At 40.2% G+C, this 18977-nt stretch carries 18 protein-coding genes and 1 pseudogene; 9 read left to right on the top strand and 10 right to left on the bottom strand.

Annotated features, from left to right (window positions below; all coding sequences use genetic code 11):
• A pseudogene (locus GQR56_RS11245) lies at nt 1-71 on the top strand (elongation factor Tu); the annotation flags it as partial.
• A 194-nt stretch (nt 72-265) separates the two neighbouring features.
• Here GQR56_RS11245 and GQR56_RS11240 read toward each other — a convergent pair.
• The 5 genes from GQR56_RS11240 to GQR56_RS11220 form a co-directional block, all read right to left on the bottom strand.
• Nucleotides 266-1462 carry a dipeptidase gene (locus tag GQR56_RS11240; protein ID WP_166111370.1) on the bottom strand — a complete coding sequence of 399 codons (1197 nt, stop codon included), beginning with the start codon at nt 1460-1462 and terminating at the stop codon, nt 266-268.
• Between the two features lie 64 nt (nt 1463-1526).
• Nucleotides 1527-1781: a YheU family protein gene (locus GQR56_RS11235; protein WP_007378894.1), complete on the bottom strand. Its 255-nt coding sequence runs from the start codon at nt 1779-1781 to the stop codon at nt 1527-1529.
• Nucleotides 1781-2770, bottom strand: a complete 990-nt coding sequence (locus GQR56_RS11230) for a hydrolase (RefSeq protein ID WP_166111368.1) — start codon at nt 2768-2770, stop codon at nt 1781-1783. The genes GQR56_RS11235 and GQR56_RS11230 overlap by 1 nt, the downstream gene beginning before the upstream one ends.
• 565 nt (nt 2771-3335) lie before the next feature.
• The gene (locus tag GQR56_RS11225) at nt 3336-3758 is read right to left on the bottom strand and encodes a TIGR02444 family protein (RefSeq protein ID WP_166111365.1); all 423 of its coding nucleotides are present in this window, start codon (nt 3756-3758) and stop codon (nt 3336-3338) included.
• The gene (locus GQR56_RS11220; protein ID WP_166111361.1) at nt 3742-5664 is read right to left on the bottom strand and encodes an ATP-binding cassette domain-containing protein; all 1923 of its coding nucleotides are present in this window, start codon (nt 5662-5664) and stop codon (nt 3742-3744) included. Before GQR56_RS11220 ends, GQR56_RS11225 begins: the two co-directional genes overlap by 17 nt.
• Nucleotides 5665-5796: 132 nt before the next feature.
• Here GQR56_RS11220 and GQR56_RS11215 point away from each other — a divergent pair, with 132 nt between their 5' ends.
• Nucleotides 5797-6000 (top strand): YheV family putative zinc ribbon protein, encoded by a 204-nt coding sequence (locus GQR56_RS11215; protein WP_024592140.1) that lies wholly within the window; start codon nt 5797-5799, stop codon nt 5998-6000.
• A gap of 32 nt (nt 6001-6032) precedes the next feature.
• Here the strand turns inward: GQR56_RS11215 and GQR56_RS11210 are convergent, their stop codons facing one another.
• The gene (locus GQR56_RS11210; protein ID WP_007378900.1) at nt 6033-6248 is read right to left on the bottom strand and encodes a SlyX family protein; all 216 of its coding nucleotides are present in this window, start codon (nt 6246-6248) and stop codon (nt 6033-6035) included.
• Nucleotides 6235-7233, bottom strand: a complete 999-nt coding sequence (locus GQR56_RS11205) for a hypothetical protein (RefSeq protein WP_024610835.1) — start codon at nt 7231-7233, stop codon at nt 6235-6237. The genes GQR56_RS11210 and GQR56_RS11205 overlap by 14 nt, the downstream gene beginning before the upstream one ends.
• Before the next feature lie 214 nt (nt 7234-7447).
• Here GQR56_RS11205 and fkpA point away from each other — a divergent pair, with 214 nt between their 5' ends.
• Nucleotides 7448-8200: an FKBP-type peptidyl-prolyl cis-trans isomerase gene (fkpA, locus tag GQR56_RS11200; protein ID WP_024610836.1), complete on the top strand. Its 753-nt coding sequence runs from the start codon at nt 7448-7450 to the stop codon at nt 8198-8200.
• Between the two features lie 114 nt (nt 8201-8314).
• Here fkpA and GQR56_RS11195 read toward each other — a convergent pair whose 3' ends face one another.
• Complete coding sequence (locus GQR56_RS11195; RefSeq protein WP_024610837.1) at nt 8315-8785, bottom strand: Rsd/AlgQ family anti-sigma factor; 471 nt, start codon at nt 8783-8785, stop codon at nt 8315-8317.
• 529 nt (nt 8786-9314) lie between these two features.
• Here GQR56_RS11195 and hemE point away from each other — a divergent pair.
• Nucleotides 9315-10379, top strand: coding sequence for a uroporphyrinogen decarboxylase (hemE, locus tag GQR56_RS11190; protein WP_002961084.1), 1065 nt, complete (start codon nt 9315-9317; stop codon nt 10377-10379).
• 109 nt (nt 10380-10488) lie between these two features.
• On the opposite strand, the gene sthA is transcribed toward hemE, so the two are convergent.
• Together sthA and GQR56_RS11180 are read right to left on the bottom strand one after the other, a co-directional pair.
• Nucleotides 10489-11919 (bottom strand): Si-specific NAD(P)(+) transhydrogenase, encoded by a 1431-nt coding sequence (gene sthA / locus GQR56_RS11185; RefSeq protein ID WP_197112307.1) that lies wholly within the window; start codon nt 11917-11919, stop codon nt 10489-10491.
• Nucleotides 11920-11932: 13 nt separating this feature from the next.
• Nucleotides 11933-13066 carry a fatty acid desaturase gene (locus GQR56_RS11180; RefSeq protein WP_166111358.1) on the bottom strand — a complete coding sequence of 378 codons (1134 nt, stop codon included), beginning with the start codon at nt 13064-13066 and terminating at the stop codon, nt 11933-11935.
• Between the two features lie 126 nt (nt 13067-13192).
• On the opposite strand from GQR56_RS11180, the gene fabR reads away from it, so the two are divergent.
• From fabR to leuD, 5 genes are all read left to right on the top strand, one after another.
• On the top strand, nt 13193-13816 hold the full coding sequence (fabR, locus tag GQR56_RS11175) for an HTH-type transcriptional repressor FabR (protein ID WP_024609861.1): 624 nt from the start codon (nt 13193-13195) through the stop codon (nt 13814-13816).
• Nucleotides 13817-14221: 405 nt separating this feature from the next.
• Entirely contained in the window at nt 14222-15775 is a 1554-nt protein-coding gene (gene leuA, locus GQR56_RS11170) for a 2-isopropylmalate synthase (protein WP_166111354.1), read from the top strand.
• A complete protein-coding gene (leuB, locus tag GQR56_RS11165) occupies nt 15772-16848 on the top strand; it encodes a 3-isopropylmalate dehydrogenase (RefSeq protein ID WP_166111351.1) in 1077 nt (358 codons plus the stop codon). Before leuA ends, leuB begins: the two co-directional genes overlap by 4 nt.
• 60 nt (nt 16849-16908) lie before the next feature.
• Nucleotides 16909-18309 carry a 3-isopropylmalate dehydratase large subunit gene (gene leuC / locus GQR56_RS11160; RefSeq protein ID WP_007582204.1) on the top strand — a complete coding sequence of 467 codons (1401 nt, stop codon included), beginning with the start codon at nt 16909-16911 and terminating at the stop codon, nt 18307-18309.
• Complete coding sequence (gene leuD, locus GQR56_RS11155) at nt 18309-18908, top strand: 3-isopropylmalate dehydratase small subunit (protein WP_024610322.1); 600 nt, start codon at nt 18309-18311, stop codon at nt 18906-18908. The genes leuC and leuD overlap by 1 nt, the downstream gene beginning before the upstream one ends.
• Nucleotides 18909-18977 lie beyond the last annotated feature (69 nt).

The raw sequence follows: 18977 nt of genomic DNA, 5'->3' as shown, positions 1-18977 counted from the left end.
GTCTTCGTTTTGCTATCCGTGAAGGTGGTCGTACTGTAGGTGCTGGTGTTGTAGCAACTATCGTAGCGTAATTATTAGCCTAGCTAATTTTTACCAAAAAACCCGAGCTTAGTCTCGGGTTTTTTAATGTCTGAAGAAAAGCCAACTTAATCCCCTCAATATTACTGCGGATTGGTATAAGAACTTAGCTACAAAAAAACACGCTCTAGAGCGTGTTTTTTATTAAGGTTTTAGCTAGCCTTTAATCGCTAAAAGCTTTCACGCTTTAATGCTTTTTCGCGTACTCTTCAGCTTGTTTCCATACTCTTAGCGTATTTCCACTCAAGATTTTTTTAATATCTTTATCACTATAGCCTCTATCCATTAAACCTTGGACAAGGTTAGGGTAGCTAGATACATCTTTTAAGCCTATAGGTAATGAGTCGCCAACTCCGTCATAATCAGAGCCAATACCTACATAATCTATACCAATCAGCTCAACTACGTGATCAATATGATCAAGCACTTGTTCAAGACTTGCAAATGGATATGGATTTTTAGCGCGGTATGCTGCATCAAAATCTTTAGCTAGTTTAGTACCTTCTTTTTTTACTGTTTCTTTTTTACTTTTTAACTGTTTTCCCCAAGAGCCTGCTTTAGCAGTAACAAAGCTAGAACCAAAGTTGATTTGAATAACGCCGCCATTTTCTTTAAGTGCCAATAGCATGTCGTCGTTCATATTACGCTCAAAGCCTGGTGTGTACTTACGAAGTGATGAATGTGAAGCGATAACAGGAGTTTTAGATAGCTCCATCACTTGATAGAACGCATCATCAGAGATGTGTGATACATCGATTAGCATACCAACATTATTCATTTCAGTGACAAGCTTTTTACCAAATGGGCTTAAGCCTTTCCATTTTCGGCGAATATCGTAAGATGAGTCAGAAATATGGTTACTTTGTGAATGCGCGAGTGTTATGTAACGAATACCACGGTCGTAAAAATGCTGAAGGTTTTTCATATCCCCTTCAATTGGAGAGCCATTTTCCATACCCATAGCTATAGACAGCTTACCTTGTTTAAATTGCTCTTCTATATCTTTAGTTGAGCTTGCTATAGCAAATTTATCGGGGGCACGTTGTACAATAGCTTCCATACTATCAATAAGTTGATTAGCTAATTGGTAGCTTTTTCCTTTACCTTCAAATTCTAAATGCGCTGGAATATAAATCGACATAAATGGGGCATTTAAGCCGCCTTTTACTGCGCGAGGGTAGTCAAAATCGCCATCATTAGTTGCTTTGGTTACATCAACCCAGCTTTCATGAATTCGATAAGGTACGTCAATATGGGTATCAATTAAAATGGTGTCTTTAGCCAGTTTAATTGCCTTTTCAGATGCTGTTATTGTTTGTTCTGCTTGGGCTTGGCTAGTTAATGCTAGTGATACGGCTACCACTAGAGTGCTGAGTTTTATCATGTTTTGGCTCTTTGGGTAAAAAGCCATTGTGTACGTTCAATTCAAAAGTTACAAGTGTTGTGCACTAATCAAACGACTGCGCTTGATGCTCTTCACTTTGCAGAGCTTTAAATTCGCCTTTTGAAATAATGGTTACCGACTCATGTAATTCTGAGAAAAACACCATCGCTTCACCATTTTTAAGCTGCAGCTTAACTTGGTTTACTTTCGATTCAATGCTTGCCTCTACTTCACCGTAGTCAGTGCCTTCACGTAAAACATAGCTTTCTATTAAGTTGTATAGCGTATCTTTATCGAGTTGTTCAAAAGGGATGATCATTACTGCTTTTTACTCGCTTTATTTAAAACATGTTCCCCAAAATAACTGGGTACGGCTTTCTCTAACCAAAAAATAGGCTTAAACGGATTTTTTCCACTAATGAAACCAACGTGACCGCCTTTTTCTGAGATGCGCAGCGTAACATGCTCGCTCACATCTTGCCTACTAGGCACCGCTTTAATAGAAAGCATTGGGTCATCTTTTGCGTGAATAATTAATGTAGGAACAGCAATGTGCTTTAAGTATGGCATAGCGCTAGCTTGGCGATAATAGTCATGTGCATTTTCAAAACCATGCAATGGAGCTGTTAGCTGATTATCAAACTCTAACAAGTCGTCAATTTCCATTAATTGATCGGTAGTTATCGATATTTGCTGCTTAATTTGTGGAAGTTTACGTTGCATCGATTTTTTCATTCGATCGAGCAGGTATTTTTGATAAATTTTACCTAAGCTTTTGCGTATTACATCACTTGATGACGACAAGTCATAAGGAGCAGATACCACCGCAGCGGCGTTTAAAGGGCATGCTTGTGCTTGTTCACCTAAGTATTTGGCAAGTACGTTACCGCCAAGAGAAAAGCCAACGGCAACCATAGGTCTGTTTGGATATTGCAGCTTTAGATGATTAATAAAAAAAGATAAATCGGCGGTGTCACCACTATGATAAGCACGTGGTAGGCGATTAACTTCGGTTGAGCAGTTTCTAAAGTGCATAAGCACGACTGCATAACCTTGTTTTTTTAATGCTTTCATCATGCCTTTGGCATAAAAGCTATTAATATTGCCCTCAAGACCATGAAGTACAATTGCAAGTGGAGCCGTTTCGTTGTGCGGAAGTGACCAGGCAAGCTCAATAAAATCACCGTCGGGTGTATCAAGCTGCTCAAGTTCGTAGCGAGTATGATGAAATGGGCGGAAAAAACGCGGCATTATGGTTTGAACGTGACGATTAGTCATCCACCATGCGGGTTTAAACTGTGGGATCATGTTTGTACTACACACTTTGCAAAAACGAATCGCTAGTGTACCAAAAAGAATAAAAAGCGCCTAATCAGTAACAGATAAGGCGCTTTGTGCGTCGTGCTTAATTTTATTCAGGAACTTCTGCATCGTGTATCTTTTTAAGAAAGAAAAAAGCAAAAAAGATACATAGAGAAACAACAATAGTTAAAAATCCAAAAGACATAAATAAAACTGGGTCTGTAAAAAAGTCTCTAAAGAATACGTTCATGAGTTGTTCCCCTCGTTGCTGATGGGTTAATCATAGGCGGTGTTTACAGAATGTAACGTGATCGAGATCAAGTTATTTACTTAAGCAGATGTAGGAGCGAAGCTAAGTTGATTTAGATCATGTTTTAAGGGCTAATAAGTTATTTCCACTGAGAGCACAGAGAAGTTTGCGCTTTAAATAATGAATTGATCGTAATCTATGATTTTTTGTATCCTCTTTAAAATCTCAGCGCTTTTAACCTCTTTGTGAATAAAACACTTAAAGGTTTTTTGCACAAAGAAAAGAGAATAAGAAGTGGAAGAGGGTATAAAAACTCACAGCCTAAGTGGCTTTCACATATAGCTCAATATTATTCGGTTCTGAATGTTCGATCAATTCAAACTTATTTACTGCTGAAATCAACATATGTTGCTGTTGTTTTTCAAGCTTTAGCTCGGCGCTCAGTAACTCTGCGCGTATTGTGGCGTAGTCACTTATTGTATGCTGATTAGCTTTTAAATAGCTACGAGCAGCGCGCAGAGGTTGTAATGCATGAGTATCAAATTCACTAACTACTTGCGTTAACTCATTTAGCTGTTGGGTATTAATACTTAAATTTAATGAGTCTAAATAAAGTAGCAATAAGCATAAATTAACGTTTTTTCCTTGCTGGTTTTGTAGTGTCAGCAAGGTTGTTTGTTGATCAGGCTTTGCGTACAAGGTGCACGCAAACTGCCAAAAATGGTCGCTATTGAGCAAGTTCATCGGCGAATGCCTGCTCTTTTTCTTCCATTTCTTCAAGTGCCATAAGTAGCTCCTCTTCAACGTCGTTAAGCTTAGGCGTAAGGGTTGCTTGCTTGGCTAATAACTCTTTAAGCTTGGCTTTGTTGTCGTCGTTGTAGAGTTCGTTATCACCTAAGGTCACTTCAACTTCACTTAATTCGGCGGTGAATTTATCGAGTTGCTTTTCAAGCTTTTCAATTTGCTTTTTAAGTGGCTGGATGGCTTTTCTAAACTCAGCCTCTAAGCGCTTTTGCTCTTTACGATTAACACCTGGGTTTGCTTTAGGCTCGTCGTTTTGCTGCGCTTTAACCGCTTCTTTATTCGCATTAAGTAGCCATTGGTAATATGCATCTAGGTCGTAGCCAAACTGGGTCACTTTGCCGTCATCTACAAGGTAAAACTCATCGGCGGTATTTTTAAGCATGTGGCGATCATGCGATACGGTAACCATAGCGCCTTCAAAACCTTGCAGTGCCATAACAAGTGCATGGCGCATTTCTAAATCAAGGTGGTTAGTTGGCTCATCGAGTAGTAATAAATTTGGTTTTTGATATACCAACATGGCAAGTACTAAACGTGCTTTTTCGCCGCCCGAAAACGGGGCTACAGGCTCAAGTGCTTTATCGCCAATAAAGGCAAAACCACCTAAAAAGTCACGTAGTGATTGCTCAGTAGCTTTTGGATCGAGTCGTTGTATATGCGTTATTGCACTGGCTTTTAAATCAAGAGATTCAAGCTGATGCTGCGCAAAGTAACCAATATTTAATCCGTGATGCTGAATAACTTCGCCAGCTTGCGGCTCTAAATCACCAGAAAGCAATTTAATTAACGTTGATTTACCCGCGCCATTTCGGCCAAGTAAAGCAATTCGGCTACCTGGTACTAGGTTTAGCTCTATATTATTTAAAATAGTGACGTCACCATAACCCGCTTTGGCTTTATCTATTGTCATTAGTGGGTTTGGTAATGCTTTTGGATCTGCAAACTCAAAGTTAAACGGGGAGTCGGCATGTGCCGGCGCTAGTTTTTCCATGCGTTCAAGCGCTTTTACACGGCTTTGTGCTTGTTTAGCTTTACTGGCTTTTGCTTTAAAGCGCGTTATAAATTGCTCAAGGTGTGCAATTTGATCTTGTTGCTTATCAAACATCGCTTGTTGTTGTAGTAAACGCTCTGCTTTTTGGCGCTCAAACTGCGAGTAGTTACCTTTGTACACATTAATAAGTTGCTTATCTACGTGCCAAATTTGATCAACCACTGCATCTAAAAACTCACGGTCATGCGATATAAGTACAAGGGTGCCTGTGTAAGCGCGTAAAAAGCGTTCAAGCCAATAAACGGCATCTAAATCAAGATGGTTTGTTGGCTCATCGAGAAGTAGTAAATCGGCGTCGCGTATCAATGCTTGGGCAAGGTTTAAACGCATACGCCAACCACCCGAAAACGAGCTTACAGGGTTTTCTATAAGGTTATTAGCAAAGCCTAAGCCGTGTAATAGCTCACCTGCGGTTGATTCAATGCTGTAGCCTTTAATGTTTTCAAGCTGAATATGTACTTTGGCTTGTGTGTCGCCGTCGTTATTTTGCTCGGCCTCACGCAGTGCTATTCGCATAGCGTAGTATTCTGGGTGACCTTGCAGTACATAATCAATTGCGCTTATTTCAAGGGCAGGGGTTTCTTGCTTTACTGAGGCAATAGACCAATCTTTTGGAATGTTGCAATTACCGGCATCGAGTTGCAATTCAGATTTTAATAAACCAAATAACGTTGATTTTCCACAGCCATTAGCGCCAACAAGGCCTACTTTGTGCTCTGGGAATAACGTAGCTGATGCGTTTTTTAATAAGGCTTTTCCGCCACGAAGTAGTTCTATTTCTGATATTTGGATCATGAATGCGTTACTTTACTGTGCCCTTGTTAAGTTGGCGTTATCATACCATAGAACTTAATGCTCTTATCAAGCGTATCAACAAGTGAAGTTATACGATAAAATAGCGGTAGTTCAAACCACAGGAAAAATGTTGTGAGAAAAAAAAAGCGATTTATTGCTGGTGCATCGTGCCCTGACTGCAAAGCCATGGATACTATGATGCTTTACAGAGAACATGATGTTGAAAAAGTAGAGTGTGTTGAGTGTGGTCATAAAATGGCGCAACCAGATAACGCTGTTCAGGCATCTACTCGTCAATTTGAACAAGTAATTGGTGTGTTTAAACCGGGCGACTAACCCGGTTTTTTATTGCCTAACTTTTACTTGTTTTAGTAATGCGGCGGAGGCGGCTCAGGTGCTTCAGACATCATAGACGATGATGACTGCGACTCTTTAATTTTCTCTGCTAGCAGCTCGGTTTGGCGTTTCATTTTCGCTAAAAGTTGCTGGTGCACTTTTATTTCATCATTTAAGACTTCAATCGTCTCATCTTGAAAAGCCACTTTGGCTTCAAGTTCCATTAAGCGATGTTCAATTGTGTTCATTATTCTCTCGTATAATAAATCGCTCTGCGATACCGCTGGAGCTTTCGGTTAACAACGATTTACCGTTATCTGTAAATGTCACATCTAGCACCACCGCCGATTTAGGCTTACTGCCTTCGCGCGGGGTAACCTGCCAAGTTTGAATTTTTTCACCGCTTGGTATTTGCCACAAATCAACGCGCTTATTTGGCGAGCCGGTTGCAAGCAAAGTGCCTTGTTCGTTAAAACGCACAGCAGTAAAAATTTTCTGACGCGCAATATACTTCAGTTTGCTTACAAGATCACCTGTAGTCAGCTTCCATACATTTGCTTGTGCCATACTATCTGCCGTAAATGCGTAGCGACCTTGTGGGTCAAGTGTAACTTGGGTAACGCGAGTAGGATGATTAAAACGATGAATTACTTGTCCGGTACGTGTATCCCAAAAATAAGCGACATAGTCGTTTGATCCACTTAAAGCAAAGCGTCCGTTAGGAGATAGGTCAACGGTATTTATTTTATCTTGATGACCTAAAAATTGTATTCGTCTACCTGTTTCAAGGTTTACAAATACAACTACGCCGTCGCTGCGACCGTATAAAACACTACGACCTTGGTCGCTAATAGCAATATCGCGAATACTCGATTCTTGTATTTTGTAATAACCCTTATTAGCTCCGGTTATTATGTCCCATACGGCGAAGGTGGTTTTTTCGGCGGTAACGGCAACGCTATTATCAAATGCAATGGCAACAGCGTATACCAAACTGTCTTGATCTTGTTGCTGAAACCACTGGTATTTTAGCACTTGCTGTTGATTATCCCACAGGGCGACCCCATGGTTGATAGAGGATATTAAACTGTATTTACCATCGTTTGATAGTGCTGACGAAAATGCACCTTTTGCTGCATGTTCGTAGCTTGCTACAGCCTGTTGCTTTTTGTCGGTACAGGCGGTGGCTAAAAAACAGCTAAATATGATTAAAAAAGTACGAAATATCGACATATTACAGGTATTTCCCCTTAACTCTTAGTGACTGAGAGGTTAGACTAGGTCGCGTTAAATGCCTAGGTTGTTTGTCTAAGCACTGGGTATGTTTTTAGTTTAGCTAACAACGCAGAATTTAGTTATTAAACAAGCAGCCTATCATGTAGGCAGTTAATCTTTAACTAGTAATAATACATTAAATGACAACTGCAAAGTGTGTCGGAGATTTAAAATGAAAAAGACGATTAGATTGTCATTGATTGCAGCGTCAGTTTTAGCGCTTACAGCTTGTAATCAAGAAGCAAAAAAAGAACAAGCAGACGTTAAATTAGACACTGTTGAACAGCAACAAGCATACGGTATTGGTGCATCTGTAGGTAACTTTTTAAATAAAGACCTAGCAGATAAATCTGAGCTTGGTATTGAACTTGATCAAGCGCTTTTAATCCGTGGTTTTGAAGATGCACTTGCTGATAAAGCACAAATTGACGAAGAAAAAATTCGTGAATTATTAACAACGCTAGATACAACAGTACGTACTAAGCAAGAAGAAAAAGCGAAAGTAGAGTCTGAAAAAAGTAAAGAAGCGGGCGTTAAATACCTAGCTGACAATGCTAAAAAAGAAGGTGTTACAGTAACTGAGTCTGGTCTGCAGTATGAAGTACTTAGCGAAAGCGATGGCGAAAAGCCAGTAGCTACTGATGTAGTTAAAGTACATTACAAAGGTACTTTACTAGATGGTACCGAGTTTGATAGCTCTTACGCACGTAATGAACCTACAACTTTCCCTCTTAACCGCGTTATTGCTGGTTGGACTGAAGGTTTACAACTTATGCCTGTTGGCTCTAAGTACAAGTTTACTATTCCTTCTGAACTTGCTTACGGTGACCGTGATTTAGGTAAAATTCCAGCTAATTCAACACTTGTATTTGAAGTTGAATTACTAGAAATTCAAGCTGATGCTGACGCAGCTACTGAAGAGTAATTATAATATAAGCTAAAATTTATTTAGCCTATATTTGCAAAAAGGGACCTAAGGTCCCTTTTTTAATGCATTTTACACATAACCATAATTTAGGCTAAGTGTATGGCGCATGTATTAATCAGTATGATTAGAAAATAAGTTATCAATAAGCTCATCTTCCAATGCAAAGCGTGCTTCTAATGCTTCGCCAATAACAGATAAATCGTTATCAAAATCTTTTAATAAATCATCTTTATTAACTTCAGCATATTTATCATTAAAATCTAGAGCTACATCTGTAGTGTTTGATATGCGCGGGTAAATGTCGTTGGCAAGTGCTTGGCTTTGCACACCTTTATTTTCACAAGCTTTGGCAATATCATCGTAAATTTCAAAATGACCTGCAGATAAATAATCCATTAAAATTTGGCAAAAAGATTCAATTTGCGCAGGCTCTGGTAAAGCATGTTCTTTCTTGTCGTATGGAGAAAAGCCTGCCATTTTACAAAAAAGCACAATGAGATCTTGGCGTTCGTTTAACCATTTGTCGATTACAGTGTGGCTACCACCCCATTTTTGTTGAGCTTTTTCTACACGCGTCAGCATAACTGTTCTCCTAGCTGGGTTGGTCTTTCAATTAGAATATAATAAGTTTATGTACATCAAGATATATTTAATTTGCCTGTATATCAACAAGTAAATAGATGTTCTAAAAGAGGTGTAATTTATTTAGTTTTTATTACTAAAAAGTTTATTGCGGGCAAGAAAAAACCACCGATTAAGGTGGTCTAATTTCTTTCAGTGACTTGTTATAACAAGCTTTCTTATTTTTATGAGATGATTTTTATTGTTATTATTTTAAAACTATTATTTTTATTGTTTTAAGATTTTTATTATTGTTTTTGTTAACGCGGGATGAACAATAACAAGGTTTTTGTGATGTTGCAAACATATTAACAAGAAGTTTTAAATGTTATGGTTTGTTTGCTTGTTTTATAACCAAAATAGATTAAAACCTCAAATTTTATTGATCTGCCTCTAGGTAAGGTTGTTTTCGTCCCTAAGCAATAGAGGGGCGGTGAATATGGTGGTATAATCTTGTACAATTTATACAAGCCTTAGGATTATTTACGCCATGAGCGAATTAAAGAACGACCGTTATTTACGTGCACTAGCAAAACAGCCAGTAGATGTAACTCCGGTATGGATGATGCGCCAAGCAGGACGCTACTTACCAGAATACCGCGCTACACGTGCACAAGCGGGCGATTTTATGAGCCTGTGTCGAAATGCTGAGCTTGCGTGTGAAGTAACACTACAGCCATTACGCCGTTACCCGTTAGATGCTGCTATTTTATTTAGTGATATTTTAACGATTCCAGATGCTATGGGCTTAGGTCTTTACTTTGAAACTGGCGAAGGTCCTAAGTTTGAACGACCAATTTCATCGCTAGCTGATGTTAAAAAAATTCCAAAGTTAGACCCTACCGATGAGCTTGGCTACGTAATGAACGCAGTAAGCACTATTCGTCGAGAGCTTAAAGGTGAAGTTCCATTAATTGGTTTTTCGGGTTCTCCGTGGACACTAGCAACTTATATGGTTGAAGGCGGAAGCAGTAAAGTATTTGGTAAAATTAAAAAAATGGCGTTTGCAGAGCCGCAAACACTTCATTTATTACTAGATAAGTTAGCTGATTCAGTAATCGATTACTTAAATGCTCAAATTAAAGCTGGCGCACAATCGCTAATGGTATTTGACTCATGGGGTGGTGTATTAAGCCCGCGCGATTACAACGAATTTTCACTGCAATACATGCATAAAATTGTTGATGGCTTAATTCGTGAATACGATGGTCGTAAAGTACCGGTTACTTTGTTCACTAAAAATGGTGGTCAATGGATTGAAGCTATTGCAGCAACAGGTTGTGATGCAATCGGTCTTGATTGGACTATTAATATCAGCGACGCTAAGCGCCGTGTTGGTGATAAAGTTGCTCTACAAGGTAATATGGACCCATCTATGTTACATGGTACACCAGAGCGTATTCGCCAAGAAGTAGGCACTATTTTAGAAGATTTTGGTACGGGCAATGGCCACGTGTTTAACTTAGGCCACGGTATTACACCAGATGTAGACCCTGAAAATGCCGGTGTATTCATTAATGCAGTACATGAGCTAAGTGCTAAGTACCATAAGTAATAGCTATTTAAACAAGCTTTGTACAACTGTTTAAAAGTAAAAAGCCCGCTAATTAGCGGGCTTTTTGTTATCTATTTATAAAGGGCTTTAAAAAACCTTACTTAATAACCTACTTAAATAAGCGATTTAAACCATTTAATGCCGCAACACGGTAGGCTTCAGCCATGGTTGGGTAGTTAAATGTGGTATTTACAAAGTAGTCGATATTATTGCCACCATTTTTTTGTTCCATAATGGCTTGACCAATGTGAACAATTTCAGACGCTCGCTCGCCAAAACAATGCACGCCAAGTACTTCTTTGGTTTCGGTGTGAAATAGTATTTTTAAACTACCTACTTCAGTTCCTGCAATTTGCGCGCGTGCAAGGTGTTTAAACTGAGCACGACCTACTTCATACGGTACTTTAGCGGCTGTAAGTTCTTGCTCTGTTTTACCTACAGAGCTCATTTCTGGAATGGTATAAATACCGGCTGGAATATCAACAATTAGTCTGTCGTCACAGTTGCCACATGCAATTGCATCAGCAGCTATACGACCCTGATCAAACGCAGCACTTGCAAGGCTTGGGTAGCCAATAACATCACCTACAGCGTAAACGTTATCGATTTCTGTTTGGTATGTTTCGTTAACTTTTAATTGGCCACGGCTATCGGCTTTTAAACCAATGGCTTCAAGGTTTAGTGTATCTGTATTACCAGTACGACCATTAGCAAATAAAATACAGTCAGCTTTTACGCGTTTGCCTGATTTTAAATGCATAATAACGCAGTCGTCACGTGTTTCGATTCGATCAAACTCTTCGTTATGACGGATAACAATACCGCTGTTCCAAAAGTGATAGCTAAGTGCATCAGATATTTCAGCATCCATAAAAGCAAGCAGGCGGTCGCGTGTATTAACTAAATCAACCTTAGCGCCTAGGCCTTTAAATATAGAAGCATACTCACAACCAATTACACCAGCACCGTATATAAGTACGCGGTGAGGGTCGTGCTTAAGACCTAAAATTGTATCGCTTTCGTAAATACGTGAATGCGTAAAATCAACTTCTGGCGGTCGGTAAGGGCGTGATCCTGTTGCTATTACTATTGTTTTAGCGGTAAGTCGCTCGGTTGAACCATCATTTCTTTTGATTTCAATCGTATGCTTATCGACAAAGCTCGCATCACCTTGAAACATATGAATACGGTTACGATCGTAAAAGCTACTACGTAAATTAGATTGCTTAGAAATAACCGAACTAGCATGACGTAAAATATCAGGGAATGTTAAACGGCTAGGACGCTCGCCAATATTAAACAAAGGGTTTGCTTTATATTCGATATAGCGACTAACAGAATGACGAAGTGCTTTTGAAGGAATAGTTCCCCAATGAACACAACCACCACCAACGGCTTCTTGGCGTTCAATAACGGCTACTTTTTTATCATTTTTTGAAAGGTTCATGGCGGTACCTTCACCGCCAGGACCCGTGCCAATAATAATTGCGTCGTATTGGTATGTCACGGGTACTTTTTTTTGTTCTGGTTGTTTGGCCACTGCCACTCCTAAATTAATTAAAAGAGGCTTTTAATAACCTCGCATTAAGTGCTAGCCATGCTTGTTTTTGATTTTCCCAAGCGGCTTCCAGCTCGTGATATTGTGTCATTAATGCCGACTGTTCGCACTGCTTTGCCATGTTATTTTTTTTAACTTCTAACACTTGTTTTTGTAATGAACAGTAATTTTGCAGTTTTTTCAGCAGTAAATCGTACTCTTGTTGTAATAATGTAAGCTTATCTTGCGCTAAAGGCAATTTTGCAAGGCGCGTTTGCGTCCTACTCATTAGCGTTTCGGCCTTTGCTTTTTCGATACGTTCAACAGGTGTGCGCTTTAATTTATTGGCTAAACCAACAGCAGCTAAAGAGCGGATCATCCATTTAGTTGGGTCGTAATGAAACCATTTAATGCCGTTACGGTAGTCACTTGCAAAAATATGGTGAAAGTTATGATAACCCTCGCCGTACGTAAATAACGCTAAAAAGCCGTTATCGCGTGCCGTATTTTTTTCGGTGTATGGGCGAGAACCCCAAATATGTGCAACCGAATTAATAAAAAAGGTAAAATGTTGGCTCAGTACTAAACGTAGTAAACCTGCAAGAATTAACATACCCCACACATCACCAACTAATAAACCAAGTGCAAGCGGCAAGCCTACGTTCATAGCAATAGCAAGCTTTAAGTAGTGCTTGTGTTGCCACATAACGATTTTATTTCGTTGTAAATCACGACAATTAGTATAGTCGTTATAGCTATCGCCTTGGTAGTCACGTAACATCCAGCCAATATGGCTGTACCAAAAACCGTTAGTGGCGGCGTAAGGGTCTTTTATTGGGTCGTCAACTTGGCCATGGTGTATACGGTGATCGCTACTCCAATGCAGCGCACTGTTTTGCAGTGCAAAAGCACCGCCAAGCGCAAAAATAAATTCAACTGCTGGGTGTGCATTATAAGTTTTGTGTGCCCATAGTCGATGGTAACCAGCAGTAATAGATAGGCCCGCATAAAACATGCAGCCTACAAAAGCAATCCAATGTGCGCTGGTAAATCCGTAGCTAATGCCATACCAAGGAGCAAGTGTAATAGCCGCCAAAAAGGTAAGGCTAAAAAATAGGACGTTTGTCCAAATAATCGGTGGTTTATTCATAAGTCTCAATCTCAGCGTACAACTGTAAGCTAAAATAGTATTTCAAACTCTCGTCGTCAAGTATTAGACTGGGGAATTGAGTTAAAATCACTAAATATTCACATAAAATTATTCAGGGAGCTGTTGATGTCGGGTGTTAGAGCGCAACAGAAACAAAAAACACGACAGGCGTTAATTCAAGCGGCATTTAATCAGCTAAGCGCAGATCATAGTTTTTCGAATTTAAGCCTACGGGAAGTGGCGCGAGAAGCAGGTATTGCTCCAACTTCATTTTATCGTCATTTTAAAGACATGAATGAGCTTGGTTTAACCATGGTAGATGAAGCGGGTTTAACCCTTCGTCAACTTATGCGCCAAGCACGCAGACGAATAGCAAATGATGGCGGTAGTGTTATAAATACCTCAGTGGTTACTTTTATGGAGTTTATTGATAATTCAAGCAACCAATTTAGATTGTTATTGCGAGAACGCTCTGGTACCTCTAAAGCATTTAGGGCTGCTGTAGCTCGAGAAATTAAACATTTTATTTTAGAGCTTGCCCATTATTTAGAGAGTGAAACTAAGTGCAACGCTATGCATGCATATATTCAGTCAGAGGCCATGGTGACGCTCGTATTTAATGCTGGCGCCGAAGCGCTTGATATAGAAGGGCAGCAGCGCGATGAACTTGTTGAACGTGTTATTTGGCAACTGCGTTACATTACGCGTGGTGCGTCGCATTACGTAAGAGAAAGCACTAAAGAGATATAGTTTAAAATAATAGCAAAAAGCTAATATAAGCACTGTGCTTTACAGTGCTTATTAATTTAAACATTTCATTGATGTATGCTGTAAAAAAAATCTATAAACCACTTCTATTTTGCATAATAAAACCTTTTTGAATCGCTTTTAAATCTATTTATTGGAATTTTTATGCTTGCGCCCAGCGCTTTGTAATGTTAAAAATGGGTTTCGCTGAACACACACACAAGAAAACAAGATGCATATTATTCGTTTAATTACACTAAAACTTAACCTCTTACTGCTATGGCAAGTAAGCGGGGATTAGTGTGTTTGCATCGAGTTGAACACTAAAAACCCCGCAATTGCGGGGTTTTTTTTATCTCGCGGCTGGGATTAATTGAAATTTGGGTAACATAGGAATGAGGGGCAGTTATGCAAGAGCAAGATAAAGTATGGATTTTTGATACCACCTTACGTGATGGCGAACAGGCGCTTAAAGCAAGCCTTACTGAAGATGATAAAATTCAATTAGCACATACAATTAGCCGCTTGAATGTGGATGTGATGGAAGTGGGTTTTCCGGTTTCGAGCCCTGTTGATTTTCGCTCGGTGCAACGTATTGCAACCGAAGTAAAAGGCCCGATTATTTGTGGTTTGGCACGCTCAGTTGCTAAAGACATTGAAGCCTGTGGCGAAGCACTTCGCACAGCTCAGCAAAGCCGTATTCATACTTTTATTGCTACAAGCCCTTTGCACCTTGAACATAAATTACGTATGAGCTTAGACGATGCAACGGCAATGGCTGTTAAATCAATTAAATTGGCACGTAACTATACTGATGATGTTGAATTTTCGTGTGAAGATGCCGGTCGTACGCCGCATTGGGATTTATGTAAAATTGTTGAGCAGGCAATTAATGCCGGAGCTTCAACTATTAACTTGCCAGACACCGTTGGTTTTGTAACGCCAGACGAATACGCCGCGATGATCCGCCATTTAATGAATAACGTGCCAAATATTGATAAAGCGCGCTTAAGTGTGCATTGCCATAACGATTTAGGCCTAGCAGTAGCAAACTCAGTAGCTGCAGTGCAAGCCGGAGCACGTCAAATTGAGTGTACTATTAATGGCATTGGTGAGCGTGCTGGTAACTGCTCGCTTGAAGAAGTGGCGATGATCATGAAAATGCGCCACGACCACTTAAAAGTATATACCGATATTAAAAGTGAAGAAATTTACCGCGCATCTCGCCAGGTGGCTAAAATTTGTAATATGCCAGTACAGCCAAATAAAGCAATTGTTGGCGAAAACGCCTTTGCACATAGTTCTGGCATTCACCAAGACGGTGTATTAAAAGCGCAAAATACTTATGAGATTATGTCGCCAGAAAGCGTTGGTGTGCCAAGCAACCAATTAAATATGACTTCGCGTTCGGGTCGTCATGTTATTGAGCATCGCTTAGAAGAGTTAGGCTATCAAAAATCTGATTACGATATGGATGGCTTATATAAAAGCTTTATCGAATTGGCTGACCAAAAAGGCACAGTATACGATTACGACCTTGAGGCGATGATTTACTTTAATCAAATTAACGACAAAGACGAAAAATACCAATTAGAATTTGTTAACTCAGCCTCTAACTCACAATCGGTAGCAAGTTCTACGATTGGAATGCGAATTGATGGCGAAGCTAAACAAGAGGCCGCGACAGGTAATGGTCCAGTAGAAGCCTCGTTTGCAGCCATTGAGCGCTTAACCGGTATGAGCGTTGAAATGATTGAATATAACTTAGAAGCGACAGGTCAAGGTGCAAGCTCATTAGGCCAAGTAAATATTATAGCTAAATACGATGGTCGACCTTACCACGGTGCGGGCATTGCAGCGGATGTGGTTGAAGCGTCGGTACGCGCCATGATCCGTGTTTATAACTTAATTTATCGTGCACAAAAAGTGTCTGATTTAAAACAACAAAGGAAAGCAGGATGAGTAAAACAAACTACAGCGTTGCAGTGTTAGCTGGCGACGGTATTGGTCCAGAAGTAATGGCAGCAGCAGAGCAAGTACTTGATGCTGTGAGCAATAAGTTTGGTTTTACCCTAAACCGCGAACATTATGCAATTGGCGGCGCAGCCATTGACGAATTTGGTAAAGCATTACCAGAGAGTACACTTACTGCATGTGAAAACTCAGACGCTATTTTATTTGGTTCGGTAGGCGGTCCTAAATGGGAAAACTTACCACCAAACGAGCAGCCTGAGCGTGCATCGTTATTGCCGCTTCGTAAGCACTTTGGTTTGTTTTGTAATTTACGCCCTGCACAGTTATTACCTGCATTAAGTGCAGCGTCGCCACTTCGCGCTGATATTAGTGAAAAAGGTTTTGATATTTTGTGCGTGCGCGAACTAACTGGCGGCATTTATTTTGGTGAAAAAGGCCGCAGTGGTGAAGGCGCAGAAGAGTTTGCATTTGATACGCAAACATACTCACGAAAAGAAATTGAACGTATTGCACGCTTTGCTTTTGAAGCGGCAAAACTACGTAGTAACCACGTAACGTCGGTAGATAAAGCCAATGTATTAGCATCAAGCGTATTATGGCGCGAAGTAGTAACCGAAGTTAGTAAAGACTACCCAGAAGTAAGCCTAGATTACATTTATGTAGATAACGCCGCTATGCAGTTAGTTAAACAGCCTAGCCAGTTTGACGTACTACTTTGCGATAACTTATTTGGTGATATTTTGTCAGATGAGTGCGCCATGATCACAGGCTCAATGGGCTTATTACCATCGGCAAGCTTGAATCAATCGGGCTTTGGGTTGTACGAGCCAGCAGGCGGTTCAGCACCAGATATTGCAGGTAAAGGCGTTGCAAACCCAATAGCACAAATTTTAAGTGCCGCATTAATGCTACGTTACTCGTTAGGGCAAGACGAAGCTGCTCGCACAATTGAAAAGGCAGTAGCAGAAGCCGTAGAAGCAGGCGTTGGCACACCAGATATATATCCACATGCAGGTTACAGCACAAGCGATGTGGCAGCAGCCATCGTTTCACGCATTTAATAACATATTAAAGTTGCAGCACCGTTATGCTGCAACTCAAACAGATTAGGGAATTAGCAAGTGGCCCAAACGTTATACGAAAAAATTTGGCAAGCACATACCGTTGCCAGCATAAACGAGCAAACCGACTTACTTTATATTGACCGCCATTTAGTGCATGAAGTTACTTCTCCGCAGGCCTTTGCAGGTCTACGTGAAAAAAACCGTACTGTACGTTGCCCAGAAAAAACTTTTGCAACGATGGATCATAACGTATCGACTAAAAGCCGCTCATTAGATGCCGCAAGCGAAGTATCTAAAAACCAATTAATGGCGCTTGATAAAAACTGTAAAGAGTTTGGTATTGTACTTTACGATTTAAACTCAATTAACCAAGGCATTGTGCACGTAATGGGCCCAGAGCAAGGTATTACTTTGCCAGGCACAACCATTGTATGTGGCGATAGCCATACTTCTACGCATGGTGCGTTTGGCGCATTAGCGCATGGTATTGGTACTTCTGAGGTTGAGCACGTATTAGCAACGCAAACGCTACAGCAAAAAAAGGCGAAATCGTTAAAAATTCAAATTAATGGTGTATTGCGTCCAACGGTTACGGCTAAAGATTTAATTATGGCGGTAATTGGCAAGTTAGGTACCGCTGGTGGCACAGGTTATGTAGCTGAGTTTTGTGGTGCAGGCATTGAAGCGCTTTCAATGGAAGCCCGTATGACGCTATGTAATATGAGCATAGAAATGGGTGCAAAAGCGGGTTTAATTGCTTCTGACCAAATTACTTATGATTACTTAAAAGGTCGTCCGTTTGCACCAAAAGGCGCAGATTTTGATGCAGCCGTTGAATATTGGGAAACATTAAAAACAGATGAAGGCGCACACTTTGATTTAGTTGTTGAGCTAAATGCCGACGACATTCAGCCACAAATTACTTGGGGCACAAGCCCAGAGCAAGTAATTGGTGTTGATGAGTGCATACCTGATCCAGATAAAGAGCCAGATTTAATTAAAGCCGATGCTATTCGCAGCGCACTTAAATACATGGACTTAAAAGCGGGCGATAAATTATCAAGCGCAAAAGTAGACACGGTATTTATTGGCTCATGTACAAATAGCCGCATTGAAGATTTACGCGCAGCTGCAAAAATTGTTGAAGGCAAACATGTTGTAGCCGGCATAGAAGCATTAATTGTACCGGGTTCTGGTTTAGTTAAAAAACAAGCTGAAGACGAAGGTTTAGCCGATATTTTTAAAGCCGCTGGCTTTGAATGGCGCGAACCAGGTTGTTCTATGTGTTTAGCGATGAATGATGACCGCCTAGAAGCAGGCAAGCGTTGTGCATCTACGTCTAACCGTAACTTTGAGGGTCGCCAAGGTCGTGGCGGGCGTACCCATTTAGTTAGCCCCGCAATGGCTGCAGCCGCTGCAATACATGGTCACTTTGTTGATATTAGAGGAGAAGCCTAATGAGCGTATTTTTTAGTGGCTTAATGGCCCCACTTGATAAAAACAATGTTGATACTGACCAAATTATTCCTAAGCAGTTTTTAACATCAACTAGCCGTGAAGGTTTTGATGCTGCATTATTTTATGATTGGCGCTACCTAGATAACGACGAGCCAAACCCTGACTTTATTTTAAATCGCCCTTGTTACCAAGGTGCAAAAATATTATTAACGCGCGATAACTTTGGTTGTGGCTCATCTCGTGAGCACGCTCCATGGGCGCTTAAGCAATATGGTTTTGAAGTAATTTTGGCTGAAAGCTTTGCAGATATTTTCTTTAATAACTGTGGTAACAACCAAATGCTAGCCATTGCATTACCTGCCGATACGCTTGAGCAATTGTTTGTACTTAGCGAGCAGCACGACGATATTAACATTGAAATCGATCTTGAAAATCAAACACTAACCAGCAGTAAGTTTGCACCAATTAGTTTTGATATTAGTAAAGAGGTAAAAGAGCGTTTGTTAAGTGGTTTAGACTTTATTGGTGTAACCGAAACGCTAAACTCACAAATAGATGCGTTTGAAAAGCAACTGGCTACTGAGCGTTCTTGGCAGTAATTTCTTAACCTGTAATTAAGAATCACGTATTAAAAAGCACGGCAATTGCCGTGCTTTTTTGTGGGTAAA

Source organism: Pseudoalteromonas sp. Z9A5, assembly GCF_011378875.1.
Lineage (GTDB): Bacteria > Pseudomonadota > Gammaproteobacteria > Enterobacterales > Alteromonadaceae > Pseudoalteromonas.
This window is presented reverse-complemented; position numbering and strand designations above follow the sequence as displayed.

Excerpts from the sequence above, each read along its gene's own strand:
- GQR56_RS11240 (WP_166111370.1), bottom strand. The coding sequence starts at position 1,462 with ATGATAAAACTCAGCACTCTAGTGGTAGCCGTATCACTAGCATTAACT.
- GQR56_RS11235 (WP_007378894.1), bottom strand. The coding sequence starts at position 1,781 with ATGATCATCCCTTTTGAACAACTCGATAAAGATACGCTATACAACTTA.
- GQR56_RS11230 (WP_166111368.1), bottom strand. The coding sequence starts at position 2,770 with ATGATCCCACAGTTTAAACCCGCATGGTGGATGACTAATCGTCACGTT.
- GQR56_RS11225 (WP_166111365.1), bottom strand. The coding sequence starts at position 3,758 with ATGAACTTGCTCAATAGCGACCATTTTTGGCAGTTTGCGTGCACCTTG.
- GQR56_RS11220 (WP_166111361.1), bottom strand. The coding sequence starts at position 5,664 with ATGATCCAAATATCAGAAATAGAACTACTTCGTGGCGGAAAAGCCTTA.
- GQR56_RS11210 (WP_007378900.1), bottom strand. The coding sequence starts at position 6,248 with ATGAACACAATTGAACATCGCTTAATGGAACTTGAAGCCAAAGTGGCT.
- GQR56_RS11205 (WP_024610835.1), bottom strand. The coding sequence starts at position 7,233 with ATGTCGATATTTCGTACTTTTTTAATCATATTTAGCTGTTTTTTAGCC.
- fkpA (WP_024610836.1), top strand. The coding sequence starts at position 7,448 with ATGAAAAAGACGATTAGATTGTCATTGATTGCAGCGTCAGTTTTAGCG.
- GQR56_RS11195 (WP_024610837.1), bottom strand. The coding sequence starts at position 8,785 with ATGCTGACGCGTGTAGAAAAAGCTCAACAAAAATGGGGTGGTAGCCAC.
- hemE (WP_002961084.1), top strand. The coding sequence starts at position 9,315 with ATGAGCGAATTAAAGAACGACCGTTATTTACGTGCACTAGCAAAACAG.
- GQR56_RS11180 (WP_166111358.1), bottom strand. The coding sequence starts at position 13,066 with ATGAATAAACCACCGATTATTTGGACAAACGTCCTATTTTTTAGCCTT.
- fabR (WP_024609861.1), top strand. The coding sequence starts at position 13,193 with ATGTCGGGTGTTAGAGCGCAACAGAAACAAAAAACACGACAGGCGTTA.
- leuA (WP_166111354.1), top strand. The coding sequence starts at position 14,222 with ATGCAAGAGCAAGATAAAGTATGGATTTTTGATACCACCTTACGTGAT.
- leuB (WP_166111351.1), top strand. The coding sequence starts at position 15,772 with ATGAGTAAAACAAACTACAGCGTTGCAGTGTTAGCTGGCGACGGTATT.
- leuD (WP_024610322.1), top strand. The coding sequence starts at position 18,309 with ATGAGCGTATTTTTTAGTGGCTTAATGGCCCCACTTGATAAAAACAAT.